The organism is Vibrio sp. RM-69-4 (genome assembly GCF_024743775.1).
GTDB lineage: Bacteria > Pseudomonadota > Gammaproteobacteria > Enterobacterales > Vibrionaceae > Vibrio > Vibrio anguillarum.
Genome location: NZ_JAMQXI010000044.1, coordinates 1 through 24311, shown reverse-complemented (window position 1 = coordinate 24311; position 24311 = coordinate 1). Strand labels below are relative to the sequence as shown.

The following is a 24311-nucleotide window of genomic DNA, read 5'->3' as shown; positions in this document are numbered from 1 at the left end:
CATAAGAAGCTTGTGGGTTGGTGTGAATGAGATAAAGAGCAGTGCGCGAGTGATTTGGATTTTTTACCTGTTTAGTTGCATATATCAATCACTAAAATACGACTGACTTAAAAATGCCGTCTTGCTTTTGATACGCAAGCAATAAAAAAGGAAGCTCGTCCGGCTTCCTTAACTATTTGAAATTTTTGATCTTTATTCCAATAATTGATGTAATTAATTACTGAAAGCGCATTGAGAGATCGAGTGCTTTAATGTGCTTAGTCAGCGCGCCGACTGAGATGTAATCGACACCGGTTCGCGCGTAATCGCCAATGGTTGCTAATGTGACGTTACCAGAATTTTCTAAAGCTGCGCGGCCTGCGTTAATTGCTACCGCTTCGCGCATCATCTCAATACTAAAATTATCCAGCATAATGATGTCAGCGCCCGCTTGAATCGCCTCTTCTAACTCTTGCAAGCTTTCGGTTTCGACTTCGACAGGTTTACCGGGGTTGAGCTGTTTAGCGGTGCTGATGGCTTGGGTAATACCGCCACAAGCAATGATATGATTTTCTTTAATTAAATAAGCATCAAACACGCCAATACGATGGTTAAAGCCGCCGCCACACGCGACAGCATATTTCAGTGCGCTGCGCAGGCCAGGGATAGTTTTGCGTGTATCAAGTAGTCGGCATTCGGTGCCTTCTAGCTGTTTGGCATACTGAGCAGTAATGCTGGCGCAACCTGACAAGGTTTGAATGAAGTTCATCGCATTGCGTTCACCAGTCAGCAGCGCGCGAGCTGGACCTTCAAGAGTGCACAAAATTTGGTTTGGCTTAACTTGATCACCATCTTGGACATGCCAGTCAATTTTCACTTCACCACCAAGTTGTTTGAAGACTTCCTCTGCCCATGCTTGGCCACAAAATACGCCATGTTCACGGGTGATGAGAGTCGCGGTATTACGCGCATCCGCTGGAATAAGGTTTGCGGTGATATCAGCAGTTGCATCCAAGCTGCCACCGAGATCTTCTCTGAGTGCATCGCTAACGGCGCGAGTAATTTCCAATGGGAGTTGCTGTTTCAGATAATCGAGGCGTTGTTGGCTGTTATGTGTATTTTTCATCGCAAATCTAATATGGTGTTGAACAGAGTGAGAATGATACGCTGAGTTTTACTCAAATTCAGCCACTAATCTCGCATTTCCTCTGGCTAAGGTTCATTTTTGTTTGAGTGTAAGGGGTCAACTGATGATCGATAAAAAGGGTTGGTATCAAAGCGCACGTCGAGTGCCATCGCCGTTTTATGATCAGCGAAGTGATGCGCAAGATATTTCATTGCTGGTGGTACATAATATCAGCTTGCCTCCGGGCCGGTTCGGCGGCCCATATATTGAGCAGTTTTTCACTGGCACGCTTGACCCGAATCAACACCCTTTTTTTCAAACTATCCACCAGATGCGCGTCTCGGCTCACTGCCTCATTCGGCGAGAGGGAGAAGTAGTGCAATTTGTGCCATTTAATGCCAGAGCTTGGCATGCGGGCCAGTCAAGCTTCGCTGGCCGTGCAAAATGCAATGATTATTCGATAGGGATTGAATTGGAAGGGAGCGATGAGACGGCTTATACACCTGCGCAATATCAAGCCTTAGCGACTTTGACGTGTGCATTGCAGCGGCGTTATCCGCTCATCACCAATCAACGCATTACCGGGCATCAATACATTGCACCACTACGCAAAACTGACCCCGGTTTGGTGTTTGATTGGCGTTGCTATCGAGCCTTGTTGGCAGCAAATGACTAACAACAAATAGCGAACAACGAATTAAATCGAATCGTGATATTCCACTAAAATTTGCTCAACCCAGCATTGAATGCGTTCGTCGCTTTGCTCGTATTGCGAATCTTCATCGAGTGCGAGACCAACAAAGTGGCGGCCATCTTTCGTTAGGGCTTTTGACGCTTCAAAATGGTAGCCTTGGTTGGGCCAGTAGCCAATCAATTGAGCGCCAATTTGTTTTAGCTCATCATGCAGCATCCCCATCGCATCGAGGTACCATTCGCCATAACCTTCTTGATCGCCTAAGCCGAATAATGCGACGTACTTGCCGTTTAGCGACACGCCACCGATTTGATCCCATATTGCGCTCCAATCTTCTTGGATTTCGCCAAAGTCCCAAGTTGAGATACCCAGTATTAAAAGATCATAGTTGCTCATCAAAGAGAGTGGCGTTTCTTTCACATTGTGAATATCCACCAAATCCTCACCGATGAGCGCACGGATCTTCTCTGCTGCCATTTCGGTATAACAAGTTGTTGAGCCGTAAAAAAGACCGATCTTCATAATTTTGTGTTCGTTTTAAATCAAGAATAGTGAATTCTAACCATAAAATGACGCGCTTTGCAGCGATTATCCTGCCGATGATGTTTTTTTATGGTATTAAATCAGTGGCTCACATAACCTGAGCAACTCGATTTTCACCACAGAGGTTTGATGTGTCTGAATATATTTCTCCTGATCAAGGGGTTGTGGAACAGTTTTTAGATGCGATGTGGATGGAGCGTGGTTTAGCTGAAAACACGCTCTCATCGTATCGCAATGATCTGACGAAATTGTTGCAATGGATGCAGCACAATAATTATCGCCTCGATTTTATTAGTGTCACTGGTTTGCAGCAGTACCAAGCGTGGCTCGCTGATCAAGACTATAAGCAAACCTCGCGGGCACGTATGTTGTCGGCGATTCGTCGTTTATTTCAATATCTGCACCGTGAGAAACTCCGCGGCGATGATCCGAGCGCACTCTTAATTAGCCCTAAATTGCCACAGCGTCTGCCTAAAGATTTATCTGAGCAGCAAGTGGAAGATCTATTGAATGCTCCCGATACCAATAATCCTCTAGAATTACGCGACAGAGCGATGTTGGAACTCTTGTATGCAACAGGGCTACGGGTGACCGAATTGGTTTCACTGACCATGGAAAATATCAGTTTACGTCAAGGCGTAGTAAGAGTGATTGGTAAAGGTGGCAAAGAGCGTCTTGTACCGATGGGCGAAAATGCCGTTGATTGGATTGAAACTTTTCTTGAACAAGGGCGGTCTACTCTGCTGGGCGAACAAACGTCGGATGTGGTTTTCCCTAGCCGACGAGCAAGGCAGATGACTCGTCAAACCTTTTGGCACCGAATTAAACACTACGCAGTGATCGCACAAATCGATGTGGAAAAACTCTCTCCACACGTATTAAGGCATGCTTTTGCCACGCATCTACTCAATTACGGTGCCGATTTGCGTGTAGTGCAAATGCTGCTCGGTCATAGTGACTTATCTACCACGCAAATTTATACTCATGTTGCGACTGAGCGACTTAAACAATTACATAGCGAGCACCATCCAAGGGCTTGAAAAGGTGAATTTAATGAGCGTATTACGCCAACTGACTCTTCTTACATTGCCACTTTTTGCTGTGGCGTGTAACGCCGAAACCACAGAGCAAGTGACGTCAACGGCTGTGCAAGCGGCTGCGCTTGATAAAACGGTTTTTGAACAACGTTTTTCTAAACTCGGATTGGAAGTGCTGAGTGTTCAAGCCTCTGATATTCCGGGAGTGATTGAAGTACAAACTTCCGGTGGCGTGCTGTTTTCTGCGCCTGACGCGAGCCATTTTATCGCCGGAACCTTGTATGAATTAGATAAGAATGGTGGTTATGTCGATGTGTTAGCCAAACGCCAAGCGCCTGTTAATGCGGCGAAGATCGCGCAGTTTGAATCGAGCATGATCGAATACAAAGCCGCCAACGAAAAATACGTGGTGACTGTTTTTACTGATATTACCTGTGGTTATTGCACTCGATTGCATAGTCAAATGAAAGGGTATAACGACCTAGGGATCACCGTGCGCTACATGGCTTACCCGCGTCAAGGCGTTACGGGGCAAGTAGCTGATCAGATGGCCGCTATCTGGAATGCAGATGATAAAATGGCAGCGATGAATGAGGCAAAAACTAATCATCAGTTGCCAGAAGCAGGGCAGAACATCCAACAAGCTAAGCAGTTGATTACCAAGCACTATCAGCTCGGACGTGAGTTAGGCATCAACGGCACGCCTGCGATTTTCCTACCGAATGGCGAAATGGTTGGCGGTTATTTACCACCAGAGCAATTGTTGCAACGCCTTCAGCAGATTCAATAACTTTAGGAGTTGGGCTTGAGTGTTCTTGAGCCCGCTGATTTATGATTGAAATAAAACAAAGACCAGCCCCCGATCTTTCGCAACTCCCTGACACGATTCCTACACTGCTTAAACGTATCTATATCAACCGTGGTATCACGAACCTTGAACAACTCGACAAGGCCGCGAAAGCACTGCATTCCTACCAACAATTAGGTGGTATAGAGCAAGCGGTACAACTACTTTTTCACGCCATCGAGCAGCAGCAGCGCATCATAGTCGTCGGGGATTTTGATGCTGATGGCGCAACCAGTTGCGCCTTATCTGTTTTGGCGTTGCGAATGTTGGGATCGCACAATGTGGACTATCTCGTGCCTAACCGTTTTGAAGATGGTTATGGCTTAAGCCCTGAAGTGGTCGATCAAGCGATTGAGCTTGGCGCGCAGATGATCATGACGGTCGATAATGGCGTCTCCTCTATCGACGGGGTGCGTTATGCCAAGCAGCAAGGGCTGACCGTCTTGGTGACCGATCACCATTTACCGGGACACGAGTTGCCAGAGGTTGATGCGATGGTGAATCCAAATTTGGCTAACTGCCCGTTTCCCTCGAAGGCATTAGCTGGCGTAGGGGTGGCTTTCTATTTGATGATGGCGCTGTGCGTGCATATGCGAAAAAACGGCTGGTTTACTCGACAAGGTATGAGTGAACCCAAGTTGATGGAGCTGATTGACTTAGTCGCACTGGGTACTGTCGCTGATGTTGTGCCGCTCGATGAAAACAATCGCATTTTAGTGCATCAAGGTTTGCAACGCATTCGCGCCGGGCATGCAAGGCCGGGTATTCAAGCTTTGATTGAGGTTGCTAAACGTGACGCGAGGCGTTTAGTTGCCTCGGATTTTGGCTTTGCGTTAGGGCCACGCATCAATGCGGCAGGGCGCTTGGATGATATGTCATTTGGCGTTGAGCTGCTAATGTGCAATGACATTCACGCTGCGCGTCGAATGGCCAGTGAGCTGGATAGCCTTAACCAAACTCGTAAAGAGATTGAAGAGGGGATGAAGCAAGAAGCGCTGGCTTTTTGTGAGCGCTTACAACTGAGTGAAAATAGCGAATTACCGCACGGTTTAGTGCTGTTTCAGCGCGATTGGCACCAAGGTGTGATTGGTATTTTAGCCTCACGTATTAAAGATAAATACCATCGCCCTGTGATTGCGTTTGCCGATGGTGGCGATGGCAGTATCAAAGGGTCATGCCGCTCTGTTGCTGGGTTACACATGCGCGATGTGCTGGATCGCATTGATACACAAAACCCCGGTTTAATCGTCAAATTTGGTGGTCACGCGATGGCGGCAGGTTTAACTATTGCCGAAAAAGAGTTTGAGCGTTTTGCTGAGCTGTTTGATCAAGCCGTACGTCGCGAGTTAGATGAAAGCGCGCTCAAGGGCGTGATTTTATCCGACGGAGAGTTAACACCTGAAGAGTTCTCGATGCACACCGCTGAAACCTTGCGTTCCGGTGGCCCGTGGGGGCAGGCGTTTCCTGAACCTCTTTTTGATGGTGAGTTTAAACTACTGCACCAAAAACTGGTGGGGGAAAAGCATTTGAAGCTGATGCTTGAACCGCTGTTCAAAGGCCACCCAACCAACATTATGATCGATGGTATTGCTTTTAATGTCGATTTAAGACGCTGGCCAGATGCGTCGGTGAAAACGGTGCGTCTTGCATATAAGCTTGATATTAATGAGTTTCGCGGCAATCAGTCACTGCAATTGATGATTGATCACCTCGAATCGAAGTAACGGCTTGATATTTCTCTTCTTTCGATGCGTGACATAACCTTCCCTCCCCTTATAAGGGGAGGGCTAGGGTGGGGTATATCTTTTGATTGATTTTGTGTTTTTCTAATTACACCCCCTCCCAGCCTCCCCCTAGAAGGGGGAGGAGCCAAAGAATGTTTCCTCTAGAAAGGGTAGATGACAACGAATGTTTCCCCATTTCTAGCCCATCATTTCCCCATCTGTATTCATTTTGTAATTGGTCTGACCAATAATATTGCTGTTTTAATCGACTATTGTTATCAAAGTGTTTAAGCGTGGACTGTTCTATGATTTAGGTCAACTTTTGGCTGGACAGCTACGTTTTAATTATGTTAATTTCTGCACCAACTTGAAATTGGTATTACCAATTGACTGCAAAGAGTAGAAGAATAATAAATTATGGCTTATCAAAGGATTCGTCAGCCAAAACTCTCTGATGTAATTGAACAGGAGTTAGAAAGGCTGATCGTGGAAGGAACACTCTCTCCGGGGCAACAATTGCCTCCAGAACGAGAACTGGCAAAACAGTTCGAGGTGTCTCGTCCATCCATTCGTGAAGCCATTCAACGCCTCGAAGCCAAGCGTTTATTAACCCGCCGTCAAGGTGGAGGTACGTTTGTCAGTGAGAACATTTGGCAGAGTTTTTCTGATCCTCTGCTAAATTTATTGTCTAGCCACTCTGAAACCCAGCTCGATCTATTGGAATCGCGCCACGCGATGGAAGGTATTTCAGCTTATTTCGCAGCATTGCGTGGTACTGAGGAAGATTTTGCTCGCATTCAAGCCTGTTTGGCGAGAATTGGTGAACAACAAGCGAAAAAAGAGGTCGAAGCAGAAGCGTCTGCGGTGGTCGCGTTTTTAGTCGCTCTCACTGAAGCGGCCCACAACGTGGTGCTTTTGCATATTGTTCGCAGCCTCGCTCCTTTGCTTGAGCAAAATGTTCTACAGAATTTAAAACTATTACACCGCCGCCATGAAGTGGTGGAGAAAGTAAGTAGACACCGAGCTAATATCGTGGATGCGATCGTTTCTGGTCAGCCGGAAAAGGCGCGCGAAATGTCCCATTCTCACTTAGCTTATATCGAAGAAACATTGTTGGATTTGACCAAAGAAGAGTCTCGTCGTGAGCGTTCGTTGCGCCGAATTCAGCAGGGTAATGAGTCGTAACCTACGGCGAATTGCTTGTTTTATAGATCCAACCAATAGAAGGATAGATCGCCATGTCTGACATGAAGCATGACGTAGATGCACTGGAAACTCAGGAATGGCTAGCCGCCCTTGAGTCAGTTGTACGTGAAGAAGGTGTAGAACGCGCTCAGTTCTTACTTGAGCAAATTCTAGATAAAGCACGTCTAGACGGTGTTGATATGCCAACCGGTATTACCACGAACTACATCAACACCATTCCAGCTGCGCAAGAACCAGCATACCCAGGTGACACAACGCTTGAGCGTCGCATTCGCTCAATCATCCGTTGGAACGCGATTATGATCGTTCTACGTGCATCGAAAAAAGACCTCGATCTTGGCGGCCACATGGCGTCATTCCAGTCTTCTGCTTCGTTCTACGAAACATGTTTTAACCACTTCTTCCGTGCGCCGAATGAAAAAGATGGCGGTGACTTGGTTTATTATCAAGGTCACATCTCTCCAGGGATCTACGCACGTGCGTTCGTTGAAGGCCGCCTAACGGCTGAGCAACTTGACAACTTCCGCCAAGAAGTGGATGGCAAAGGTATTCCTTCCTACCCACACCCGAAATTGATGCCTGAATTCTGGCAATTCCCGACCGTATCTATGGGTCTGGGTCCAATTTCTGCAATCTATCAAGCGCGTTTCCTCAAATATCTTGATGGCCGTGGTATGAAAGACACTTCTGAACAGCGTGTATACGCGTTCCTAGGTGATGGCGAGATGGATGAGCCAGAATCACGCGGTGCGATTTCATTCGCCGCTCGTGAGAAGCTTGATAACCTATGTTTCCTTATCAACTGTAACTTGCAACGTCTAGACGGCCCAGTAATGGGTAACGGTAAGATCATCCAAGAACTTGAAGGCCTATTTAAAGGTGCAGGTTGGAACGTTGTTAAAGTGATTTGGGGTAACAACTGGGATTCTCTACTGGCGAAAGACACCACAGGTAAGCTGCTTCAGTTGATGAACGAAACCATCGATGGTGACTACCAAACATTTAAAGCGAAAGATGGTGCTTACGTGCGTAAACACTTCTTTGGTAAATACCCAGAAACAGCGGCGCTTGTTGCTGATATGACTGACGATCAAATTTTCGCGCTCAAGCGTGGTGGTCACGAGTCTTCTAAACTGTACGCAGCCTTTACTAATGCTCAAAACACGAAAGGCAAGCCAACCGTGATTCTGGCGAAGACCGTTAAAGGTTACGGCATGGGTGAAGCGGCAGAAGGTAAGAACATCGCTCACCAAGTGAAGAAAATGGACATGACTCACGTGCTGCAACTGCGTGATCGTCTTGGTCTACAAGATCTTCTAACAGATGAAGCTGTGAAAGAGTTGCCATACCTAACATTGGCAGAAGGCTCGAAAGAGCACGAATACTTACACGCTCGCCGTAAAGCGCTAAAAGGTTACACACCTCAACGCTTGCCTAAGTTTACTCAAGAACTTGTGATTCCAGCGGTTGAAGAGTTCAAGCCTCTGCTTGAAGAGCAAAAACGTGAAATCTCAACCACAATGGCGTTTGTCCGTGCGTTGAACATTTTGCTCAAAGATAAGAGCATTGGTAAAAATATTGTGCCAATCATTGCAGATGAAGCACGTACTTTCGGTATGGAAGGTCTGTTCCGTCAAATCGGTATCTATAACCCACACGGTCAGAACTACACTCCTCAAGACCGCGACATCGTTTCTTACTATAAAGAAGCGACTTCAGGTCAGGTACTGCAAGAAGGGATCAACGAGCTGGGTGCTATGTCTTCATGGGTTGCTGCTGCAACTTCATACTCGACAAACGATCTGCCAATGATTCCGTTCTACATCTACTACTCTATGTTTGGTTTCCAACGCGTTGGCGACATGGCATGGATGGCAGGTGACCAACAAGCACGTGGTTTCCTATTGGGCGCTACCGCTGGTCGTACTACGCTGAACGGTGAAGGTCTACAGCACGAAGATGGTCACTCGCACATATTGGCGGCAACGGTTCCTAACTGTCTTTCTTACGATCCAACATTTGCTTACGAAGTTGCAGTCATCATGCAAGACGGTATTCGTCGCATGTATGGCGATCAAGAGAACGTGTTCTACTACCTAACGCTGATGAACGAGAACTACGCAATGCCTGAAATGCCACAAGGCGCTGAAGAAGGTATTCGTAAAGGTATCTACAAATTAGAAAGCTACGCTCCACAAGGAACGACTGGCTCTAAAGGTAAAGTTCAGTTAATGAGCTCAGGTACGATCATGAACGAAGTACGCAAAGCGGCTCAAATCTTAAGTGATGAGTACGGCGTGGCTTCAGATGTTTACTCAGTAACATCATTCAATGAAGTGACTCGTGATGGCCAAGCATGTGAGCGTTACAACATGCTTCACCCTGAAGCGCAGCCGCAAGTACCTTACATTCAAACGGTAATGGGCAGCGAGCCTGCCATCGCAGCAACTGACTACATGAAGAACTACGCTGAGCAAGCGCGTGCGTTTATCCCGGCTGAATCATACAAAGTACTAGGTACTGATGGTTTTGGTCGTTCTGATAGCCGTGAAAACCTACGTCGTCACTTCGAAGTGAACGCAGGTTACGTGGTGGTTGCCGCGCTAAGCGAACTAGCGAAACGTGGTGATGTTGAGAAATCAGTTGTGGTTGAAGCGATTAAGAAATTCAACATCGATACTGAAAAAACAAACCCGCTATACGCTTAATTAAGGTAGGGAAGAATAATGGCAATCGAAATTAATGTACCGGATATTGGTGCGGATGAGGTTGAAGTTACTGAGATTCTTGTCAGCGTTGGCGACAAGGTTGAAGAAGAGCAATCTCTTATTACTGTAGAAGGTGATAAGGCTTCTATGGAAGTACCGGCTTCTCAAGCGGGTATTGTAAAAGAAATCAAAGTAGTCGCTGGCGATAAAGTATCGACCGGTTCACTTATCATGATTTTTGAAGCAGAAGGCGCAGCGGTCGCAGCTCCAGCAGTGGAAGCTGCACCAGTTGCGGCTCCTGCTGCCGCGGCTGTCGCTGAGCTTAAAGAAGTTCACGTGCCAGATATCGGCGGTGATGAAGTGGAAGTCACTGAAATCATGGTCGCAGTCGGCGATTCAATCGCAGAAGAGCAATCTCTACTGACGGTTGAAGGTGACAAAGCCTCAATGGAAGTACCTGCTCCATTTGCTGGTGTACTGAAAGAGATCAAAGTGGCCGCTGGCGATAAAGTATCGACAGGCTCACTGGTGATGATCTTTGAAGTGGCGGGTTCCGCTCCGGCGGCAGCCTCTGCTCAAGTGGCAGCACCTGTAGCCGCAGCACCAGCCGCTTCGGCAGCAAAAGAGATCCACGTACCGGATATCGGTGGTGATGAAGTCGAAGTGACGGAAATCATGGTGGCGGTTGGCGATACCGTGAGTGAAGAGCAGTCTCTTATCACCGTTGAAGGCGATAAAGCATCAATGGAAGTTCCTGCGCCGTTTGCTGGTGTTGTGAAAGAGATCAAAGTTGCAGCTGGCGATAAAGTGTCAACAGGCTCTCTTATCATGGTGTTTGAAGTTGCCGGTGCAGCGCCCGTTGCCGTAGCTGCCCCTGCGCAAGCAGCGGCTCCAGCAGCATCAGCGCCAAAAGCGGAAGCGGTAAAATCAGCGGTGGCAGCACCTGCCGAGTTTGAAGAGAACAATGAGTACTCTCACGCATCACCGGTTGTACGCCGTATTGCGCGTGAATTTGGTGTTAACCTAGCGAAAGTTAAAGGTTCTGGCCGTAAGAGCCGCATCCTAAAAGAAGACGTGCAAAACTACGTGAAAGAAGCGCTTAAGCGTCTTGAATCGGGTTCTGCCGCAGTGGCTTCTGGTAAAGGTGATGGCGCCGCGCTTGGCTTGCTACCTTGGCCAAAAGTGGACTTCAGCAAGTTTGGTGACACAGAAGTAAAACCGCTTTCACGTATTAAGAAGATCTCTGGTGCTAACTTGCATCGTAACTGGGTGATGATCCCACACGTTACCCAATGGGATAATGCGGATATCACCGAGCTTGAGAACTTCCGTAAAGAGCAAAATGCGATTGAAGCGAAGAACGACACTGGCATGAAGATCACCCCACTGGTGTTCATTATGAAAGCGGTAGCGAAAGCACTAGAAGCATTCCCATCGTTTAACTCTTCACTTTCTGAAGATGGCGAAAGCTTGATTCTGAAGAAGTACGTGAACGTGGGCATTGCTGTTGATACGCCAAATGGTCTTGTTGTTCCTGTCTTCAAAGATGTGAACAAAAAAGGCATTTATGAGCTATCAAGAGAGCTGGCTGAAGTATCGAAGAAAGCCCGTGCAGGTAAACTGACCGCTGCAGACATGCAAGGTGGCTGTTTCACTATCTCTAGCTTAGGTGGCATCGGCGGTACAGCGTTTACGCCTATCGTTAACGCGCCAGAAGTCGGTATCCTTGGGGTATCTAAGTCTGAGTTTAAGCCAGTGTGGAACGGTAAAGAGTTCGAACCACGCCTACAACTGCCACTATCACTGTCATACGATCACCGTGTGATTGATGGTGCGGAAGGTGCGCGTTTCATCACATTCCTAAATGGCGCGCTATCAGACATTCGTCGTCTGGTTCTGTAAGCCAAGTTTAGTGAAAGAGAGGGCGGCCGTTAAAGCCGCCCTTGTTAACACGAATAATTGAACAATTGGATTACGAAGGGTTTTTTCTTAATCGAATTGTCGTCTAGCTCACAGGCTAAATGGATTTACTTTTCACACCATTAACATCTCTGTAAACTGTTGCGGTCTGAAAATAATTCGTTTTAATTCATTTGTTTTAAGTAATTGGCTCAGTCATGGGTTTAATTCATTGGATTAAACACTAAAAACAACGAGAACATCCACTCAGCCTGTTAGGGATAATGACTACAAGAGGTCAAAATGAGCAAAGAAATCAAAGCCCAAGTCGTCGTACTTGGTGCCGGTCCTGCTGGTTACTCCGCTGCATTCCGCTGTGCAGACTTAGGTCTTGAAACAGTACTTGTTGAACGCTACAGCACCCTTGGCGGTGTGTGTTTGAACGTGGGTTGTATCCCATCAAAAGCGTTGCTGCACGTTGCAAAAGTTATCGAAGAAGCGAAAGCATTGGCCCAGCACGGTATTGTGTTTGGTGAACCACAAACGGACATCGATAAAATCCGCCTTTGGAAAGAAAAAGTTATCAACCAGTTAACGGGCGGTCTTGGCGGCATGGCGAAGATGCGCAAAGTGACTGTTGTGAACGGTTTCGGCAAATTTACTGGCCCTAACGCCATTGAAGTTGAAGGTGAAGACGGTAAAACCGTGGTTAACTTTGATAACGCCATCGTTGCAGCTGGTTCTCGTCCAATTAAACTGCCATTCATTCCTCATGAAGACCCACGCATTTGGGATTCAACGGATGCACTTGAACTGAAAGAAGTTCCTGGGAAACTGTTGATCATGGGTGGTGGTATCATCGGTCTAGAAATGGCGACGGTTTACCACTCGCTAGGTTCTAAGATTGATGTGGTTGAGATGTTTGACCAACTTATCCCAGCGGCGGATAAAGACATGGTTAAAGTCTACACCAAACGTATCAAAGACAAATTTAATCTGATGCTTGAAACCAAAGTAACCGCTGTTGAAGCAAAAGAAGATGGTATCTACGTTTCAATGGAAGGCAAAAAAGCACCAGCGCAAGCTGAGCGTTATGATGCCGTTCTTGTTGCTATCGGCCGCGTACCAAACGGTAAGCTGATGGATGCTGAAAAAGCAGGTATTGAAGTGGATGAGCGCGGCTTTATCAATGTTGATAAGCAAATGCGTACTAACGTCCCTCATATCTTCGCGATCGGTGATATCGTTGGTCAACCAATGTTGGCGCACAAAGGTGTGCATGAAGGCCACGTAGCGGCAGAAGTAATTTCTGGTAAGAAGCACTACTTCGATCCTAAAGTTATCCCTTCAATTGCGTACACTGAGCCAGAAGTGGCTTGGGTTGGTAAAACTGAAAAAGAAGCCAAAGCAGAAGGCATTAACTACGAAGTCGCGACATTCCCATGGGCAGCTTCTGGCCGTGCTATCGCTTCTGATTGTGCTGACGGTATGACTAAGCTTATCTTTGATAAAGAGACTCACCGCGTGATTGGTGGCGCTATCGTCGGTACTAACGGCGGCGAACTGCTTGGTGAAATCGGTTTGGCTATCGAGATGGGTTGTGATGCAGAAGATATCGCTTTGACGATTCATGCTCACCCAACGCTACATGAATCGGTAGGTCTTGCTGCGGAAGTATTTGAAGGCACGATTACTGATCTGCCAAACGCAAAAGCGAAGAAGAAAAAGTAACTTCAACGCTGATGCGTTAAATTGCCGGTTCATTAAATTGCTGGTTAGTTAAATAGTAAAAACCGCTGAATTCAGCGGTTTTTTTATGCTCATAATTCAGAGACTAGGAAGTTAAGCCTAGTGATCTTTTTTATAGATGCAGAGCATGCTGAGGTAGCTTTTCACGAGTACACCCATGCTGGCTTCGTCTTGTATGCGATTTGCTTGTACAAACAGTGAGTAGAAGATACCAAGAAAGAGCGTAGCAAGATGTTCTGGCTCATGTTGATCGCACACTTCGCCACGTTCAATGGCTTTGATAAACATATTTTGTACCAAAAGTTGATTAGTACGGTTGGTGGAGACAAAAAGTGGCCACACTTCTTCGCGCGTTGAAGCGCTCCATTCAAACCATACTTTTAACCAGTGACAATCTTCAATCACAAGAGAAATCATCTTAGTGGTGATGTTGGTTAAGTTATCTTTCGCATGCAAATCAAGATCAATATTATCTGCGAGGAAGTTTGAAAACTGACGTACAACATGAGTGAGTACGTCGTCGACTAAATCTTCTCGGGTTGGAAAGTAGTTAAAGACAGTAGCGACTGAAACTTGGGCGATTTCAGCAATATCTGCGTGGCCACCTCGGCCTATTCCCCGTGTAGCAAACACTTCAAGGGCGATTTCCATCAGTTGAAGTTTGCGTTTTTGTGGTGATAAGCGAGTTCTGGGGCGTTTTTCTATCGATGTTTCCATGAGTTGTTAATCCTTGCCAATGACTGTTGAATTGAGCTTTTCGCTCTAATGATTATTTTGTTAGTTGCTTTAAAGCTTTATGAGTGTACTGCTGCATATGGTTGAGGTCAACGTTTCGAGTTTGTTTTTTGTGCGATCGTGTTAAATCCCATCGGATTCAACGTGTTTTATTGTATCTTTTATTGATGTGGCGTATTTGTGGTGAGCGTGTCTGCGGCAGCGTAGGAGCTTTATTTCATCATATCCAGAGTTTTGCTAATTATTTAACTATCCTGTGTGGCAGTGGTACTATACGCGCCAAGCTAGTTACGCGACGCCATCATTAAACTGCGATGATCGTAGCGTGTCGCATCACCCGAAAAGAGAACAGTATGAAACATACAGTTGAAGTGATGATTTCTGAGCAAGTCGTTCAGGAACGAATTCGTGAATTAGGCAAACAAATCACAGAGCATTACCAAGGTAGTGAAGATCTGGTACTGGTGGGCTTGTTGCGCGGCTCATTTGTCTTCATGGCAGACTTAGCTCGCGCGATCGACTTAGTTCATCAAGTCGATTTTATGACCGCGTCAAGCTATGGCAACACGATGCAAAGCTCACGTGATGTGCGCATTCTGAAAGATCTGGATGATGACATTAAAGGTAAAGATGTGTTGCTGGTAGAAGACATTATTGATACGGGTAATACACTAAATAAAGTAAAAGAAATTTTGTCTTTACGTGAACCTAAATCCATTCACATTTGTACTTTACTGGATAAGCCTTCACGCCGTGAAGTACCTGTAGAGGTCAAGTGGATCGGTTTTGAAATCCCAGATGAATTTGTCGTGGGCGTAGGTATTGACTACGCGCAAAAATATCGTCACCTACCTTACATTGGTAAAGTTGTGCCGCAAGCGTAATTTTGCCAGCGATAATAGAATGCCCACTAAATAGTGGGCATTCTGTATTTTTAACTATCAGTTTTCACGGCAATTAATACGCTGTTATCGACACAGCAAGTTATGTTGCGCATTAAGAATTTTTTCCATCGCTTTTTGATAGGTGTCGTTGACTCGCTCACGTGAATCGCAGCGAACGCCTAAGTATTCCAAACGTCCGTCTTCAATACCGTAGACTACGCCATGCAGCTCGACATCTTGGCCGCGCTCCCATGCGTTTTGCAGTACGGTTGAGTTACCTAAATTATACACTTGCTCGGCAACGTTGATTTCGCACAATTTGTCAGCTTTATCTTGTTCTGGCATTGCATCTAAGTAGGTACGGTGCTTAAGGTATAAGTCACGCACATGCAGTAACCAGTTGTTGATCAAGCCCAGCGGTGGGTTATCAATCGCTGCGTTGACGCCACCGCAGTCATAGTGCCCACAGATGATGATGTGCTTGACCTTCAGTACGTCAACCGCGTACTGCACCACAGAAAGGCAGTTAAGGTCAGTGTGAATCACTTGGTTTGCAACGTTGCGGTGTACAAACAGCTCACCAGAATAAAGCCCAGTCAAACGCTCGGCCGGAACTCGGCTATCAGAACAACCAATCCATAGAAAATCTGGGTCTTGCCCGCGAGCGAGTTTTGCAAAGTACTCAGGACGTTCAGCCTTAATCGATTCAGACCAACGTGAGTTATTTTCAAAAAGCTGTTTCAGTTCTGGCATCTCACTTCCCTTAAAAATAGTTCAATCGCATCAATGGTAATGCGCAAGAATAGGCCTGACTATACACAATGTTACAATTCTGTTCTCTTATAAAATGACAAAACACTCACTCATCTGACGAGTTTTCCTAGTAAAAAAATTAAACTGCTTCCATCGCTATTTGGATGGTCAACAGAGAATCAATCACATGTAAAATAATGGTTAATTATTAGAATGATGATTTGTTAGAGTGAGACAACCTATTTTGAGTATGAGGAAAAGCATTGTGTTTAGAGGCCGTTTTGCCGATATCGACCTAAAAGGAGACGTCTTTGGTGGCGTCACGACCGCGATTATTTCACTGCCACTTGCCTTGGCTTTTGGTGTGGCGTCTGGTGCGGGTGCAGAAGCAGGGCTTTGGGGAGCAATATTGGTGGGGCTGTTTGCTGCCTTGTTTGGTGGTTCATCTACATTAATTTCTGAACCCACAGGGCCAATGACGGTCATTATGACGGCCATTTTAACCAGCATGGTGGCGCGTTACCCTGAAACGGGGCTTGCAGTTAGCTTCACGGTTGTCATGATGGCAGGCGCTTTTCAGATTGTACTTGGCACTTTAAAACTCGGGAAATACATCACCTTAATGCCCTATAGCGTGATCTCTGGCTTTATGTCAGGAATTGGGGTGATTTTGATTATCCTGCAGTTGTCACCGCTGCTTGGTCAGGCGGCTCCCGCAGGGGGAGTGATGGGAACGTTAACCGCGTTGCCCGAGATCATTAGCCAGATGAAGTTCAGTGAGCTGTTTCTTGGTTTGTTAACCTTAGGCATTTTATTTTTTCTCCCGGCTCAATATCGCAAACAAGTGCCCGTTCAGTTGATTGCGTTAGTTGGGGTGACGCTTATTTCAGTACTGTTATTTGATAGCGATGAGATCCGCCGTATTGGTGTGATCCCTGCTGGCTTACCCTCTTTTGTTATTCCAACCTTCAATGCCGAGATGTTCACCACCATGGTGATTGACGCTTTAGTACTCGGTACGCTCGGCTGCATTGATACTTTGCTCACCGCGGTAATTGGCGATTCTCTAACGCGTAAAGAGCATGATTCCGATAAAGAACTGCGAGGGCAAGGGCTCGCCAATATGATAGCAGGGCTATTTGGTGCGTTGCCGGGTGCAGGTGCAACCATGGGGACGGTGACCAATATTCAGGTCGGCGCGCGTTCTCCTCTATCTGGTGTAGTTCGTGCCTTAGTATTAGCCTTAGTGGTATTGGTGGCGGGAGGCTTAACCGAACCGATTCCAATGGCTGTATTGGCAGGGATTGCAGTGTATGTTGGTTTTAATATTCTTGATTGGAGCTTTATCCAACGCGCGCATAAGGTAAGTGTGCAGGGGATGGCCATCATGTATGGCGTGATGCTGTTAACTGTCTTTGTCGATTTGATTGTTGCGGTTGGCTTGGGCGTTTTTATCTCAAATATTTTGATCATAGAACGCTTGAGCCGCGAGCAAGCTCGCCAAGTGAAAGCCATTAGTGATGCTGATGAAAACGATGTGCCATTGACTGATAGCGAACGAGCTTTATTGGATCAAGCCAATGGTAAGGTGCTGTTTTTTTATCTCTCAGGGCCGATGATTTTTAGTGTATCTAAAGCGATCGCTCGCCAGCACAATCACATCAGTGACTATGAAGCGATGATTTTAGATCTTACTGATGTACCTATGATTGATGTGACGGTTGGGCTTGCTTTAGAAAATGCGATTAATGATGCCTTAGATGCCCACTGCGCGGTCTACTTACTTTGCCCAAATGTGCACACCAAACAGCAACTGGAAAAGTTTCATATTTTGGATCTGGTGCCAACCGAGCAGACTTTTTCGTTTCGTTATGAAGCGCTCAATGCTGCGGTTAAGCAGGTAGCCCAAAATCGTTAAGCGTTAAGGTTGTGCAAGAATGAATTACGCAGATCGCTGGATCTGCGTTTTTTTATTTTATCAATTTCTAATATTGGGTTGAAAAACGCGAGCCTTAGCAGCACATTGGATAGGTTAACATCACAAAGAGTGATCCGTGGAATGTACGCATTAGAAATAGAACAATTACGAAAAACTTACGCTGGTGGGTTTGAGGCCCTAAAAGGGGTGAGTTTACAGGTTGAAAAAGGCGATTTTTACGCACTGCTTGGGCCCAATGGAGCCGGAAAATCAACCACCATTGGCATTATCTCTTCGCTGGTCAATAAAACCTCTGGCACCGTTAAAGTGTTTGGTTTTGATATTGATAAAGATCTTGAGCTTGCCAAACAACACATTGGTTTAGTGCCGCAGGAGTTTAACTTCAACCAGTTTGAAACGGTTGAGCAAATTGTGTTGCAGCAAGCTGGGTATTACGGCGTGACGAAAGCGTTAGCGAAAGAGAGGGCAGAGAAGTACCTCTCAAAACTCGATTTGTGGGAAAAACGTAAAGAGCGTGCGCGTAATCTTTCTGGTGGTATGAAACGCCGTTTGATGATTGCTCGAGCCTTAATGCATGAGCCTAAGTTACTGATTTTAGATGAACCCACCGCCGGTGTGGATATTGAACTGCGCCGTTCGATGTGGGAGTTCTTAACCGAGATTAACGCGCAAGGGATCACCATTATCTTAACCACGCACTATTTAGAAGAAGCGGAGATGCTGTGCCGCAATATCGGCATTATTAACCGAGGTGAGCTTATTGAAAATACCTCGATGAAGGATTTACTGGCCAAATTACAGCTCGAAACTTTTATTTTAGATATCGCAGAGAATTCTCCGCCAGCGCCACAACTCAGTGGTGTGATCTCGCAAACCATGCTCAACGGTTCGTTACAAATTGAGTTGGAGAAAACGAAAGGGCTAAATTCAGTCTTTTCACAGTTAACAGAACAGGGAATTACGGTGCTTTCGATGCGCAACAAAGCGAACCGCCTTGAAGAGCTGTTTGTCAGCATTGTTCAACAGCAAAGCCGAGGATAATCATGATGTATCGTTTATATTGGACGGCTTTTTGCAGTTTGCTGACTAAAGAAATCAACCGTTTTACGCGTATTTGGGTGCAAACCTTAGTACCGCCAGCCATCACCATGACGCTCTACTTCATTATTTTTGGCAACCTAATTGGTTCGCGTATTGGCCAGATGAACGGCTTTAGCTATATGGAATATATTGTCCCGGGCTTAATCATGATGTCGGTGATCACTAACTCATACTCGAACGTCGCCTCTTCTTTCTTTAGTGCGAAGTTTCAGAAAAACATCGAAGAGTTGTTAGTTGCACCTGTACCTAACTACGTCATTATCGCCGGATTTGTGATGGGCGGGGTAGTGCGTGGCTTGCTGGTGGGTACGATAGTGACCCTTGTGTCGCTGTTCTTTGTTGATCTCAAGGTGGATCATTGGGGGATCATTGCGGCGACGGTTTTTCTCACCTCTGTTGTGTTCGCTTTAGGTGGCATGATTAACGCCATTTTTGCTAAAACCTTTGATGACATTTCGATTATTCCTACCTTTGTATTGACGCCATTAACCTACTTAGGTGGGGTGTTTTATTCGATCAGCCTATTGCCTGACTTTTGGCAAGCGGTATCGAAAATCAACCCAATCGTCTACATGGTTAATGCCTTCCGCTACGGTTTTCTTGGTGTGTCGGATGTGGGAATTGTTACTTCGTTCAGTGTGCTTGGTATTTTTGTAGTGGCCCTGTATGGAGTTGCGCATTATCTGGTTTCGCGTGGTATCGGGTTAAGGACTTAATAGTTCCTTTCTCTTTTAGGGGGAGGCTAGGAGGGGGGCACCCCACCCTAACCCTCCCCTTGAAGGGGAGGGAATTAGTTTTGTGAGTGTTTGGAGTAAGCAATTTATGATGATCGATGTGGTTTGCTAAAACAGTTTTTGCCCCAAAACGATTTGGTTTAAGATTGCCATTAAATTACTTTTAGTTATCCGAAATGTTGCTTGGGAGGGGGCTCCCAGATTAACGAGCAAAAGTCATAATTATTCTGGGGGACTGTATCGTAGCTGTATATAGGAATACTTGACTAAAGATAATTCTGCAATATCGCTGCGTAAGCGTTCCGTGTATGTTTAAATCGCCTCCCCATAAAAAAGCCCCCATATTAATGGAGGCTCGTTATTCTTCTTTTTCTTACCAGTTGTATTTCCATGAAAGGTATGCAATCAAATCAGCACCCTTCAGAAGTAAGAAGGCAACGACCATCATGATGCCTAGACCAACAGCAAAGCTTTTCATTCTGTCTTTTATTGAAATGTAATCATCTGACATGGGTATCTCCGTTTATTTTTCTTTTAAGCAGTTTGAACGTTGCTTGAAATCGGGTTTTTAGAGTTGATTTACCAGCGACCTAGATTTTCTAAGTCCATATCCCAATAGTACTTAGCGCAAGCTTTTACTTTCCAGTCAGATTGCTCACTAACACCAATACCGTAAGCAGTTTGGCACCAACTGCTGGCTAAGAATTCAACGGTGGCATATGTCAAGCCAGCTACAGCAATCAGCGTTACGATTAAATTGATAAGTTTCAGAATTGGGTGCATTTTTTTGTTAGTGTTGTTTGTCATTTTTTTATAGAAAAATGTATAATTTATATGGTTGAATTATGCAAAAACACACCTTAATATGCAAGCTCAAAAAAAACAGTAATATGTTGTTTTGTTTGATTTTATTTATATGAAAACTGCCTTGAAGTTGATTAAAGGTAGTTGCAGGACATTATATGTTCAACGTCTGCTTGAGCTTTAACCAGTTCAAAGCGTTTGGTGCCATAAGCTTAATGAAAAAATCAATAATGGAATAAAATTATGACCTTCTCTATGAGTAGAGGCGTTAGATTTGCCTTGGCGGCATTATCTATTCTTGTCCTATCTCCGATAGCTATTCAAAGCGTAATGAAAACTGAGGTAGCCAACTTAGAAAGAAAAAAGAATGCGCTGGAGTTTACGTGGAAGCTTAGGACTGATCTTCTGCACCCCTCAGATGAAAAGTATAAAGATATGAAAATCAGCGCTCACTATCATAGTCTCTTTCGTCGTAACAGCGGAATCGTAATTGACTGGGGTGAAGGTGAGAGTCTTGGGGTTGGTGAATCAATGAAAGATCGCTTAGCCAAACAGATAGAGCCAAACAGATAGAGTCAGACTCAAAAGGGATTAGTGCATTAATGGTTTTTGCGCTCACTGCTCACTCAGCCAAGGGAGACCCTACTAACCTTAACGAGTACACATATAACAATAATTCGTATCGAATTAGCGAAATTAGGAAGTATGCTGAGTTTGCTTCACCAGAAGTTGCAATCTTGCTATCAAACCCTATTGAATTTGCCATTGCTTTAAATAATGGCGGAACCTATAAAGGCGTTAGACCATTTGGCTTAATTGATCACAGCTGATTGGTATTTGATCAACTGGCTATGCATTATTTGTAATAACAACTAGCAAACTTATACCAAATTCTGACCAATACGAGGAACATGTGTGAATAAGCCACGGACAGCGAAATTGATATTAGCTTCGCTAATTTCTGTAACACTTATAGTATTATTTCTTCTTGCCCGTTTACTTGGCAATGATGCTTACAATGCAAAATTATCTGATTTTCTAAAAACGAGACCTAAGACCTTACAAACTATATTATTTGGAACTCATGGCCGTTTTTACCATAGCGCCCCAGATGTAGTTCGTAACAACCCCGAATATAAAAAACTATGGGTCTTCGGTTCGCGATTAACCCATTTTTTCGAAAGCTCGTTCGTTGACGTCTGGAGCATGCATACTAATTATACTCTAAACCAAAAAAAGCTAGACCTAACAGAACGAACTAAGCGTATGGCCTTTAATCGTCATCGTAAGTCACTAGCAATTAGACCCGACCTAACTAAATGGAACAAAGTATCATACCCCGAACAACGTGGTCACGATTGGTTTATGACAAGAAATTTTCATTGGTTGGATAAGGGATTGATCGTTAATCAGTTTGATACCCTTAGTTGGCAAATCAAAATTGATCACGCAGCTATGTCCGCACTACTTAAAGAAACATATAACATTCATAAGCATGAGGAAGCATTGCTTAAGCTAACCTCGTACGCACCCTATGTGTCTGATTATTTGCGCCCGTATTTCATAGATCCACATCAGACCATTAAAAGTTTCAAAAACAATTGGTTAGTTTATGGCGTGAACCCGAGAGATATAATCCTCCAGCACCGCATCGGTAAACGAATCCAGAGCCATGAAGCAATTGCGACGAAGCATTACCATGACTTTGTTAAAGATTTTTATATTAATCACCTCTTAAGGCCTGAGTATTATTATGAAACCTCAAGGCACCATGGTACGAAATGGGTAACTGGAGGTGAAGTTACCGCAATGCAGCACCCCAGCATTGGAAATCGTAAGTTTGCAAAATATCGTCAACAGTATAAAGAAGTTAAAACTGACGAAAACGATTGGAGAATATACTATTGATACGCATAATTACATTTAGCGCAGCAACACTATTTATAGCGGCGCTAATCATGAAACTTTACGAACAATCTGATGTTCCACAGCCATTTTTGGATATGGATGTCAATTTTGTACTGAAAAATGAAGAGTCACATATTTTTGATACTGTTCAAAAAGATGTGATTGAACTAGGTATGTACCAACAGGTAGAAGACTTTTACTTGCAACAACTTGTAATTGAGTCACCTTATTATCGACAAAACGGTCTCAAATCCGCCGAGACACAAATGAATATGCCGTACTCTCTAAGCGTTGTACGGAAGCATGCGAAGGTAAAAATCGACTGGGATAAAAAAGTGTCTTACTTCCCTTCACGTACAAGAAAAGAGGCCTTCACTGAGACGATCGAAGCAGATCATAAAGCAATAACTGCATTGATTGAACTCTATACTTTCGTTAAACCTAAATCACAAAGGGTTCAGGGCAATAACAAAAATCGATACTTCATCCCAGAGTCAGTTAAGCAGAATAAAACTTACCTTGAGCTCGCAGGTATAATCGAAGACTCATTAGATAGTACTAGTGAGCCTATCTACATTGCTCTTGCAGACCTGAATAGTGCCTTAAACTATGCCATTCAACCACAACATAGTAACCTATGGGTTGATTATCTGCTTTTCGGTAACGATGCAAAGAAGGCCATAAACAGACTAAAAGTTAAAGCTGAGTTTAACCCCCGAAAAACACAACGCTATTATGACGATTTACGAGATATGTGGCTTTCATCTCTAAATAGCATTATCAAAGGAGTATAAAATGCCAATGTTAATTTTGATAGTCATTGCGGCCATTGGTACATTGTTCTTGGCAGCTGTCTCTTCCATAGTTGCAATATTTGAACTGATTATTAACCGATTAGGGCTAGACTACATTTTTTCTTTCTTGGGGGATAGCTACATTCTGTTAGCAGCGTGGTTAGCTGTTTATATCATTTACCGTGCAATACAACACGTAACAAAATATGTTAGCTTACGCTTAGCAAGCTTTGTTTCTCTAGTTTACTATCTAATTTCAGCTACATTGGCGCTTATTTCATTTATCAATTTCTTTGGCACTGCATTTATTGACGATGTTCTCAATAGTTATGACATTACTTTTTTGCGCGCCACCGCCTTAGTATTATTTCTTGCAATTGCTAACGTTGTATTCTTTTATCAAATAGTTGGTTTCGTATTTTCCACTTTGAGCATGATCAAGCCACATAAGTTCAAACATCTGATGCTTGTGACGGCCAAGGAAGGTGTGAATAGCTGACTTGCATTGGCACCTCCTGAATCGATCGTCAATGCTCAGTTGTCCGTTCAATGTCACTTATGAACCAAACCATCGGTTACGCAACCACAACTAATATACGACCACCTAAAAAACACCCTTTTGATTACTGAATAGTCACTTAGGGTGTTTTTTTTCGTTAAAAGTAACTCTAACGCATTGCACACTTAGACTCTCAGAGCAAACGGATTGCTAGAAAGATTAATACAGGCTTTTCATGTCGCTGAGAAGCCTGTGTCGAGTAGACGACACCTGTTACCAAGTGTCGCCCCTCTAAGAACCCAGCGTGCAACTTTCACCGCACTAGGCTCAAGCCTTCACGAAGGCACCAGTTGGCACCCAGCAACTTACAAAGCAGTGAGAGCAGGCTCATGCCAAGAGTTGCGACTTTGCCTCTTTGACTTTCTCTTTGCCAGGTATTCTTGGTGTTGAGGATCAAAAGGTGTAGCGGCACTCCTGATTTTCACATGTCTCTCTATCGGCACTTTGGCTATTTGAAACAGATTGAACTGACAATCCATATTCATGATCTTCTGCCAACCGTGAAATTGCCATTGACCTTGACGGTTGATGAAGTATTTAAGAGCGACCCAAGTTCTAGACTTTGTTGGATGACGCCTTTTAGCCCAG

The 24311-nt window shown here is 44.8% G+C and carries 22 protein-coding genes and 1 pseudogene; 16 read left to right on the top strand and 7 right to left on the bottom strand.

What is annotated here, in order from left to right:
* Window positions 1-217 precede the first annotated feature (217 nt).
* Complete coding sequence (nadC, locus tag NB504_RS06545) at window positions 218-1105, bottom strand: carboxylating nicotinate-nucleotide diphosphorylase (RefSeq protein ID WP_258428524.1); 888 nt, start codon at window positions 1103-1105, stop codon at window positions 218-220.
* Window positions 1106-1229: 124 nt separating this feature from the next.
* Between nadC and ampD the strand changes: the two genes are divergently transcribed.
* Window positions 1230-1781 carry a 1,6-anhydro-N-acetylmuramyl-L-alanine amidase AmpD gene (gene ampD, locus NB504_RS06540; protein WP_010319534.1) on the top strand — a complete coding sequence of 184 codons (552 nt, stop codon included), beginning with the start codon at window positions 1230-1232 and terminating at the stop codon, window positions 1779-1781.
* A 21-nt stretch (window positions 1782-1802) separates the two neighbouring features.
* Here ampD and fldB read toward each other — a convergent pair whose 3' ends face one another.
* Window positions 1803-2321: a flavodoxin FldB gene (fldB, locus tag NB504_RS06535; protein WP_017043699.1), complete on the bottom strand. Its 519-nt coding sequence runs from the start codon at window positions 2319-2321 to the stop codon at window positions 1803-1805.
* 152 nt (window positions 2322-2473) lie between these two features.
* Between fldB and xerD the strand changes: the two genes are divergently transcribed.
* From xerD to lpdA, 7 genes are all read left to right on the top strand, one after another.
* Entirely contained in the window at window positions 2474-3382 is a 909-nt protein-coding gene (gene xerD, locus NB504_RS06530; protein ID WP_013857679.1) for a site-specific tyrosine recombinase XerD, read from the top strand.
* 13 nt (window positions 3383-3395) lie between these two features.
* Window positions 3396-4169, top strand: a complete 774-nt coding sequence (locus tag NB504_RS06525; protein WP_017045785.1) for a thioredoxin fold domain-containing protein — start codon at window positions 3396-3398, stop codon at window positions 4167-4169.
* A gap of 41 nt (window positions 4170-4210) precedes the next feature.
* Window positions 4211-5950 (top strand): single-stranded-DNA-specific exonuclease RecJ, encoded by a 1740-nt coding sequence (gene recJ, locus NB504_RS06520; protein WP_258428523.1) that lies wholly within the window; start codon window positions 4211-4213, stop codon window positions 5948-5950.
* 417 nt (window positions 5951-6367) lie between these two features.
* Window positions 6368-7135 (top strand): pyruvate dehydrogenase complex transcriptional repressor PdhR, encoded by a 768-nt coding sequence (gene pdhR, locus NB504_RS06515; RefSeq protein WP_013857676.1) that lies wholly within the window; start codon window positions 6368-6370, stop codon window positions 7133-7135.
* A 53-nt stretch (window positions 7136-7188) separates the two neighbouring features.
* Complete coding sequence (gene aceE, locus NB504_RS06510) at window positions 7189-9864, top strand: pyruvate dehydrogenase (acetyl-transferring), homodimeric type (RefSeq protein ID WP_258428522.1); 2676 nt, start codon at window positions 7189-7191, stop codon at window positions 9862-9864.
* Between the two features lie 18 nt (window positions 9865-9882).
* A complete protein-coding gene (gene aceF / locus NB504_RS06505; RefSeq protein ID WP_088731724.1) occupies window positions 9883-11766 on the top strand; it encodes a pyruvate dehydrogenase complex dihydrolipoyllysine-residue acetyltransferase in 1884 nt (627 codons plus the stop codon).
* A 300-nt stretch (window positions 11767-12066) separates the two neighbouring features.
* The gene (lpdA, locus tag NB504_RS06500; RefSeq protein WP_013857673.1) at window positions 12067-13494 is read left to right on the top strand and encodes a dihydrolipoyl dehydrogenase; all 1428 of its coding nucleotides are present in this window, start codon (window positions 12067-12069) and stop codon (window positions 13492-13494) included.
* A 117-nt stretch (window positions 13495-13611) separates the two neighbouring features.
* On the opposite strand, the gene NB504_RS06495 is transcribed toward lpdA, so the two are convergent.
* Complete coding sequence (locus NB504_RS06495) at window positions 13612-14229, bottom strand: LuxR/HapR/OpaR family quorum-sensing transcriptional regulator (protein WP_017043694.1); 618 nt, start codon at window positions 14227-14229, stop codon at window positions 13612-13614.
* A 371-nt stretch (window positions 14230-14600) separates the two neighbouring features.
* On the opposite strand from NB504_RS06495, the gene hpt reads away from it, so the two are divergent.
* The gene (gene hpt, locus NB504_RS06490) at window positions 14601-15131 is read left to right on the top strand and encodes a hypoxanthine phosphoribosyltransferase (protein ID WP_010319544.1); all 531 of its coding nucleotides are present in this window, start codon (window positions 14601-14603) and stop codon (window positions 15129-15131) included.
* Between the two features lie 84 nt (window positions 15132-15215).
* On the opposite strand, the gene can is transcribed toward hpt, so the two are convergent.
* Window positions 15216-15884 (bottom strand): carbonate dehydratase, encoded by a 669-nt coding sequence (gene can / locus NB504_RS06485; protein WP_013857670.1) that lies wholly within the window; start codon window positions 15882-15884, stop codon window positions 15216-15218.
* A gap of 250 nt (window positions 15885-16134) precedes the next feature.
* Between can and NB504_RS06480 the strand changes: the two genes are divergently transcribed.
* The 3 genes from NB504_RS06480 (at window position 16135) to NB504_RS06470 (ending at window position 19640) form a co-directional block, all read left to right on the top strand.
* Window positions 16135-17802 (top strand): SulP family inorganic anion transporter, encoded by a 1668-nt coding sequence (locus tag NB504_RS06480; protein WP_094124037.1) that lies wholly within the window; start codon window positions 16135-16137, stop codon window positions 17800-17802.
* 141 nt (window positions 17803-17943) lie between these two features.
* Window positions 17944-18864, top strand: coding sequence for an ABC transporter ATP-binding protein (locus tag NB504_RS06475; RefSeq protein ID WP_026027559.1), 921 nt, complete (start codon window positions 17944-17946; stop codon window positions 18862-18864).
* Between the two features lie 5 nt (window positions 18865-18869).
* Entirely contained in the window at window positions 18870-19640 is a 771-nt protein-coding gene (locus NB504_RS06470) for an ABC transporter permease (RefSeq protein ID WP_010319547.1), read from the top strand.
* 391 nt (window positions 19641-20031) lie between these two features.
* On the opposite strand, the gene NB504_RS06465 is transcribed toward NB504_RS06470, so the two are convergent.
* Both NB504_RS06465 and NB504_RS06460 read right to left on the bottom strand, forming a co-directional pair.
* A complete protein-coding gene (locus NB504_RS06465) occupies window positions 20032-20169 on the bottom strand; it encodes a hypothetical protein (RefSeq protein ID WP_258428521.1) in 138 nt (45 codons plus the stop codon).
* A 68-nt stretch (window positions 20170-20237) separates the two neighbouring features.
* The gene (locus NB504_RS06460) at window positions 20238-20441 is read right to left on the bottom strand and encodes a hypothetical protein (protein ID WP_258428520.1); all 204 of its coding nucleotides are present in this window, start codon (window positions 20439-20441) and stop codon (window positions 20238-20240) included.
* A gap of 264 nt (window positions 20442-20705) precedes the next feature.
* Between NB504_RS06460 and NB504_RS06455 the strand changes: the two genes are divergently transcribed.
* From NB504_RS06455 to NB504_RS06440, 4 genes are all read left to right on the top strand, one after another.
* Window positions 20706-21035: a hypothetical protein gene (locus NB504_RS06455; RefSeq protein WP_258428519.1), complete on the top strand. Its 330-nt coding sequence runs from the start codon at window positions 20706-20708 to the stop codon at window positions 21033-21035.
* A 342-nt stretch (window positions 21036-21377) separates the two neighbouring features.
* Entirely contained in the window at window positions 21378-22370 is a 993-nt protein-coding gene (locus NB504_RS06450) for a hypothetical protein (protein WP_258428518.1), read from the top strand.
* Between the two features lie 50 nt (window positions 22371-22420).
* Window positions 22421-23164 carry a hypothetical protein gene (locus NB504_RS06445; protein ID WP_258428517.1) on the top strand — a complete coding sequence of 248 codons (744 nt, stop codon included), beginning with the start codon at window positions 22421-22423 and terminating at the stop codon, window positions 23162-23164.
* Between the two features lies 1 nt (window position 23165).
* Entirely contained in the window at window positions 23166-23663 is a 498-nt protein-coding gene (locus NB504_RS06440; protein WP_258428516.1) for a hypothetical protein, read from the top strand.
* Between the two features lie 365 nt (window positions 23664-24028).
* Here the strand turns inward: NB504_RS06440 and NB504_RS06435 are convergent.
* Window positions 24029-24311: pseudogene (locus tag NB504_RS06435) on the bottom strand (group II intron reverse transcriptase/maturase); the annotation flags it as partial.

Bases quoted from the DNA above. Each gene is read 5' to 3' on its own strand.
- nadC (WP_258428524.1), bottom strand. From the start codon at position 1,105: ATGAAAAATACACATAACAGCCAACAACGCCTCGATTATCTGAAACAG.
- ampD (WP_010319534.1), top strand. From the start codon at position 1,230: ATGATCGATAAAAAGGGTTGGTATCAAAGCGCACGTCGAGTGCCATCG.
- fldB (WP_017043699.1), bottom strand. From the start codon at position 2,321: ATGAAGATCGGTCTTTTTTACGGCTCAACAACTTGTTATACCGAAATG.
- NB504_RS06525 (WP_017045785.1), top strand. From the start codon at position 3,396: ATGAGCGTATTACGCCAACTGACTCTTCTTACATTGCCACTTTTTGCT.
- recJ (WP_258428523.1), top strand. From the start codon at position 4,211: ATGATTGAAATAAAACAAAGACCAGCCCCCGATCTTTCGCAACTCCCT.
- pdhR (WP_013857676.1), top strand. From the start codon at position 6,368: ATGGCTTATCAAAGGATTCGTCAGCCAAAACTCTCTGATGTAATTGAA.
- aceE (WP_258428522.1), top strand. From the start codon at position 7,189: ATGTCTGACATGAAGCATGACGTAGATGCACTGGAAACTCAGGAATGG.
- aceF (WP_088731724.1), top strand. From the start codon at position 9,883: ATGGCAATCGAAATTAATGTACCGGATATTGGTGCGGATGAGGTTGAA.
- lpdA (WP_013857673.1), top strand. From the start codon at position 12,067: ATGAGCAAAGAAATCAAAGCCCAAGTCGTCGTACTTGGTGCCGGTCCT.
- NB504_RS06495 (WP_017043694.1), bottom strand. From the start codon at position 14,229: ATGGAAACATCGATAGAAAAACGCCCCAGAACTCGCTTATCACCACAA.
- hpt (WP_010319544.1), top strand. From the start codon at position 14,601: ATGAAACATACAGTTGAAGTGATGATTTCTGAGCAAGTCGTTCAGGAA.
- can (WP_013857670.1), bottom strand. From the start codon at position 15,884: ATGCCAGAACTGAAACAGCTTTTTGAAAATAACTCACGTTGGTCTGAA.
- NB504_RS06480 (WP_094124037.1), top strand. From the start codon at position 16,135: ATGAGGAAAAGCATTGTGTTTAGAGGCCGTTTTGCCGATATCGACCTA.
- NB504_RS06475 (WP_026027559.1), top strand. From the start codon at position 17,944: ATGTACGCATTAGAAATAGAACAATTACGAAAAACTTACGCTGGTGGG.
- NB504_RS06470 (WP_010319547.1), top strand. From the start codon at position 18,870: ATGTATCGTTTATATTGGACGGCTTTTTGCAGTTTGCTGACTAAAGAA.
- NB504_RS06465 (WP_258428521.1), bottom strand. From the start codon at position 20,169: ATGTCAGATGATTACATTTCAATAAAAGACAGAATGAAAAGCTTTGCT.
- NB504_RS06460 (WP_258428520.1), bottom strand. From the start codon at position 20,441: ATGCACCCAATTCTGAAACTTATCAATTTAATCGTAACGCTGATTGCT.
- NB504_RS06455 (WP_258428519.1), top strand. From the start codon at position 20,706: ATGACCTTCTCTATGAGTAGAGGCGTTAGATTTGCCTTGGCGGCATTA.
- NB504_RS06445 (WP_258428517.1), top strand. From the start codon at position 22,421: ATGAAACTTTACGAACAATCTGATGTTCCACAGCCATTTTTGGATATG.
- NB504_RS06440 (WP_258428516.1), top strand. From the start codon at position 23,166: ATGCCAATGTTAATTTTGATAGTCATTGCGGCCATTGGTACATTGTTC.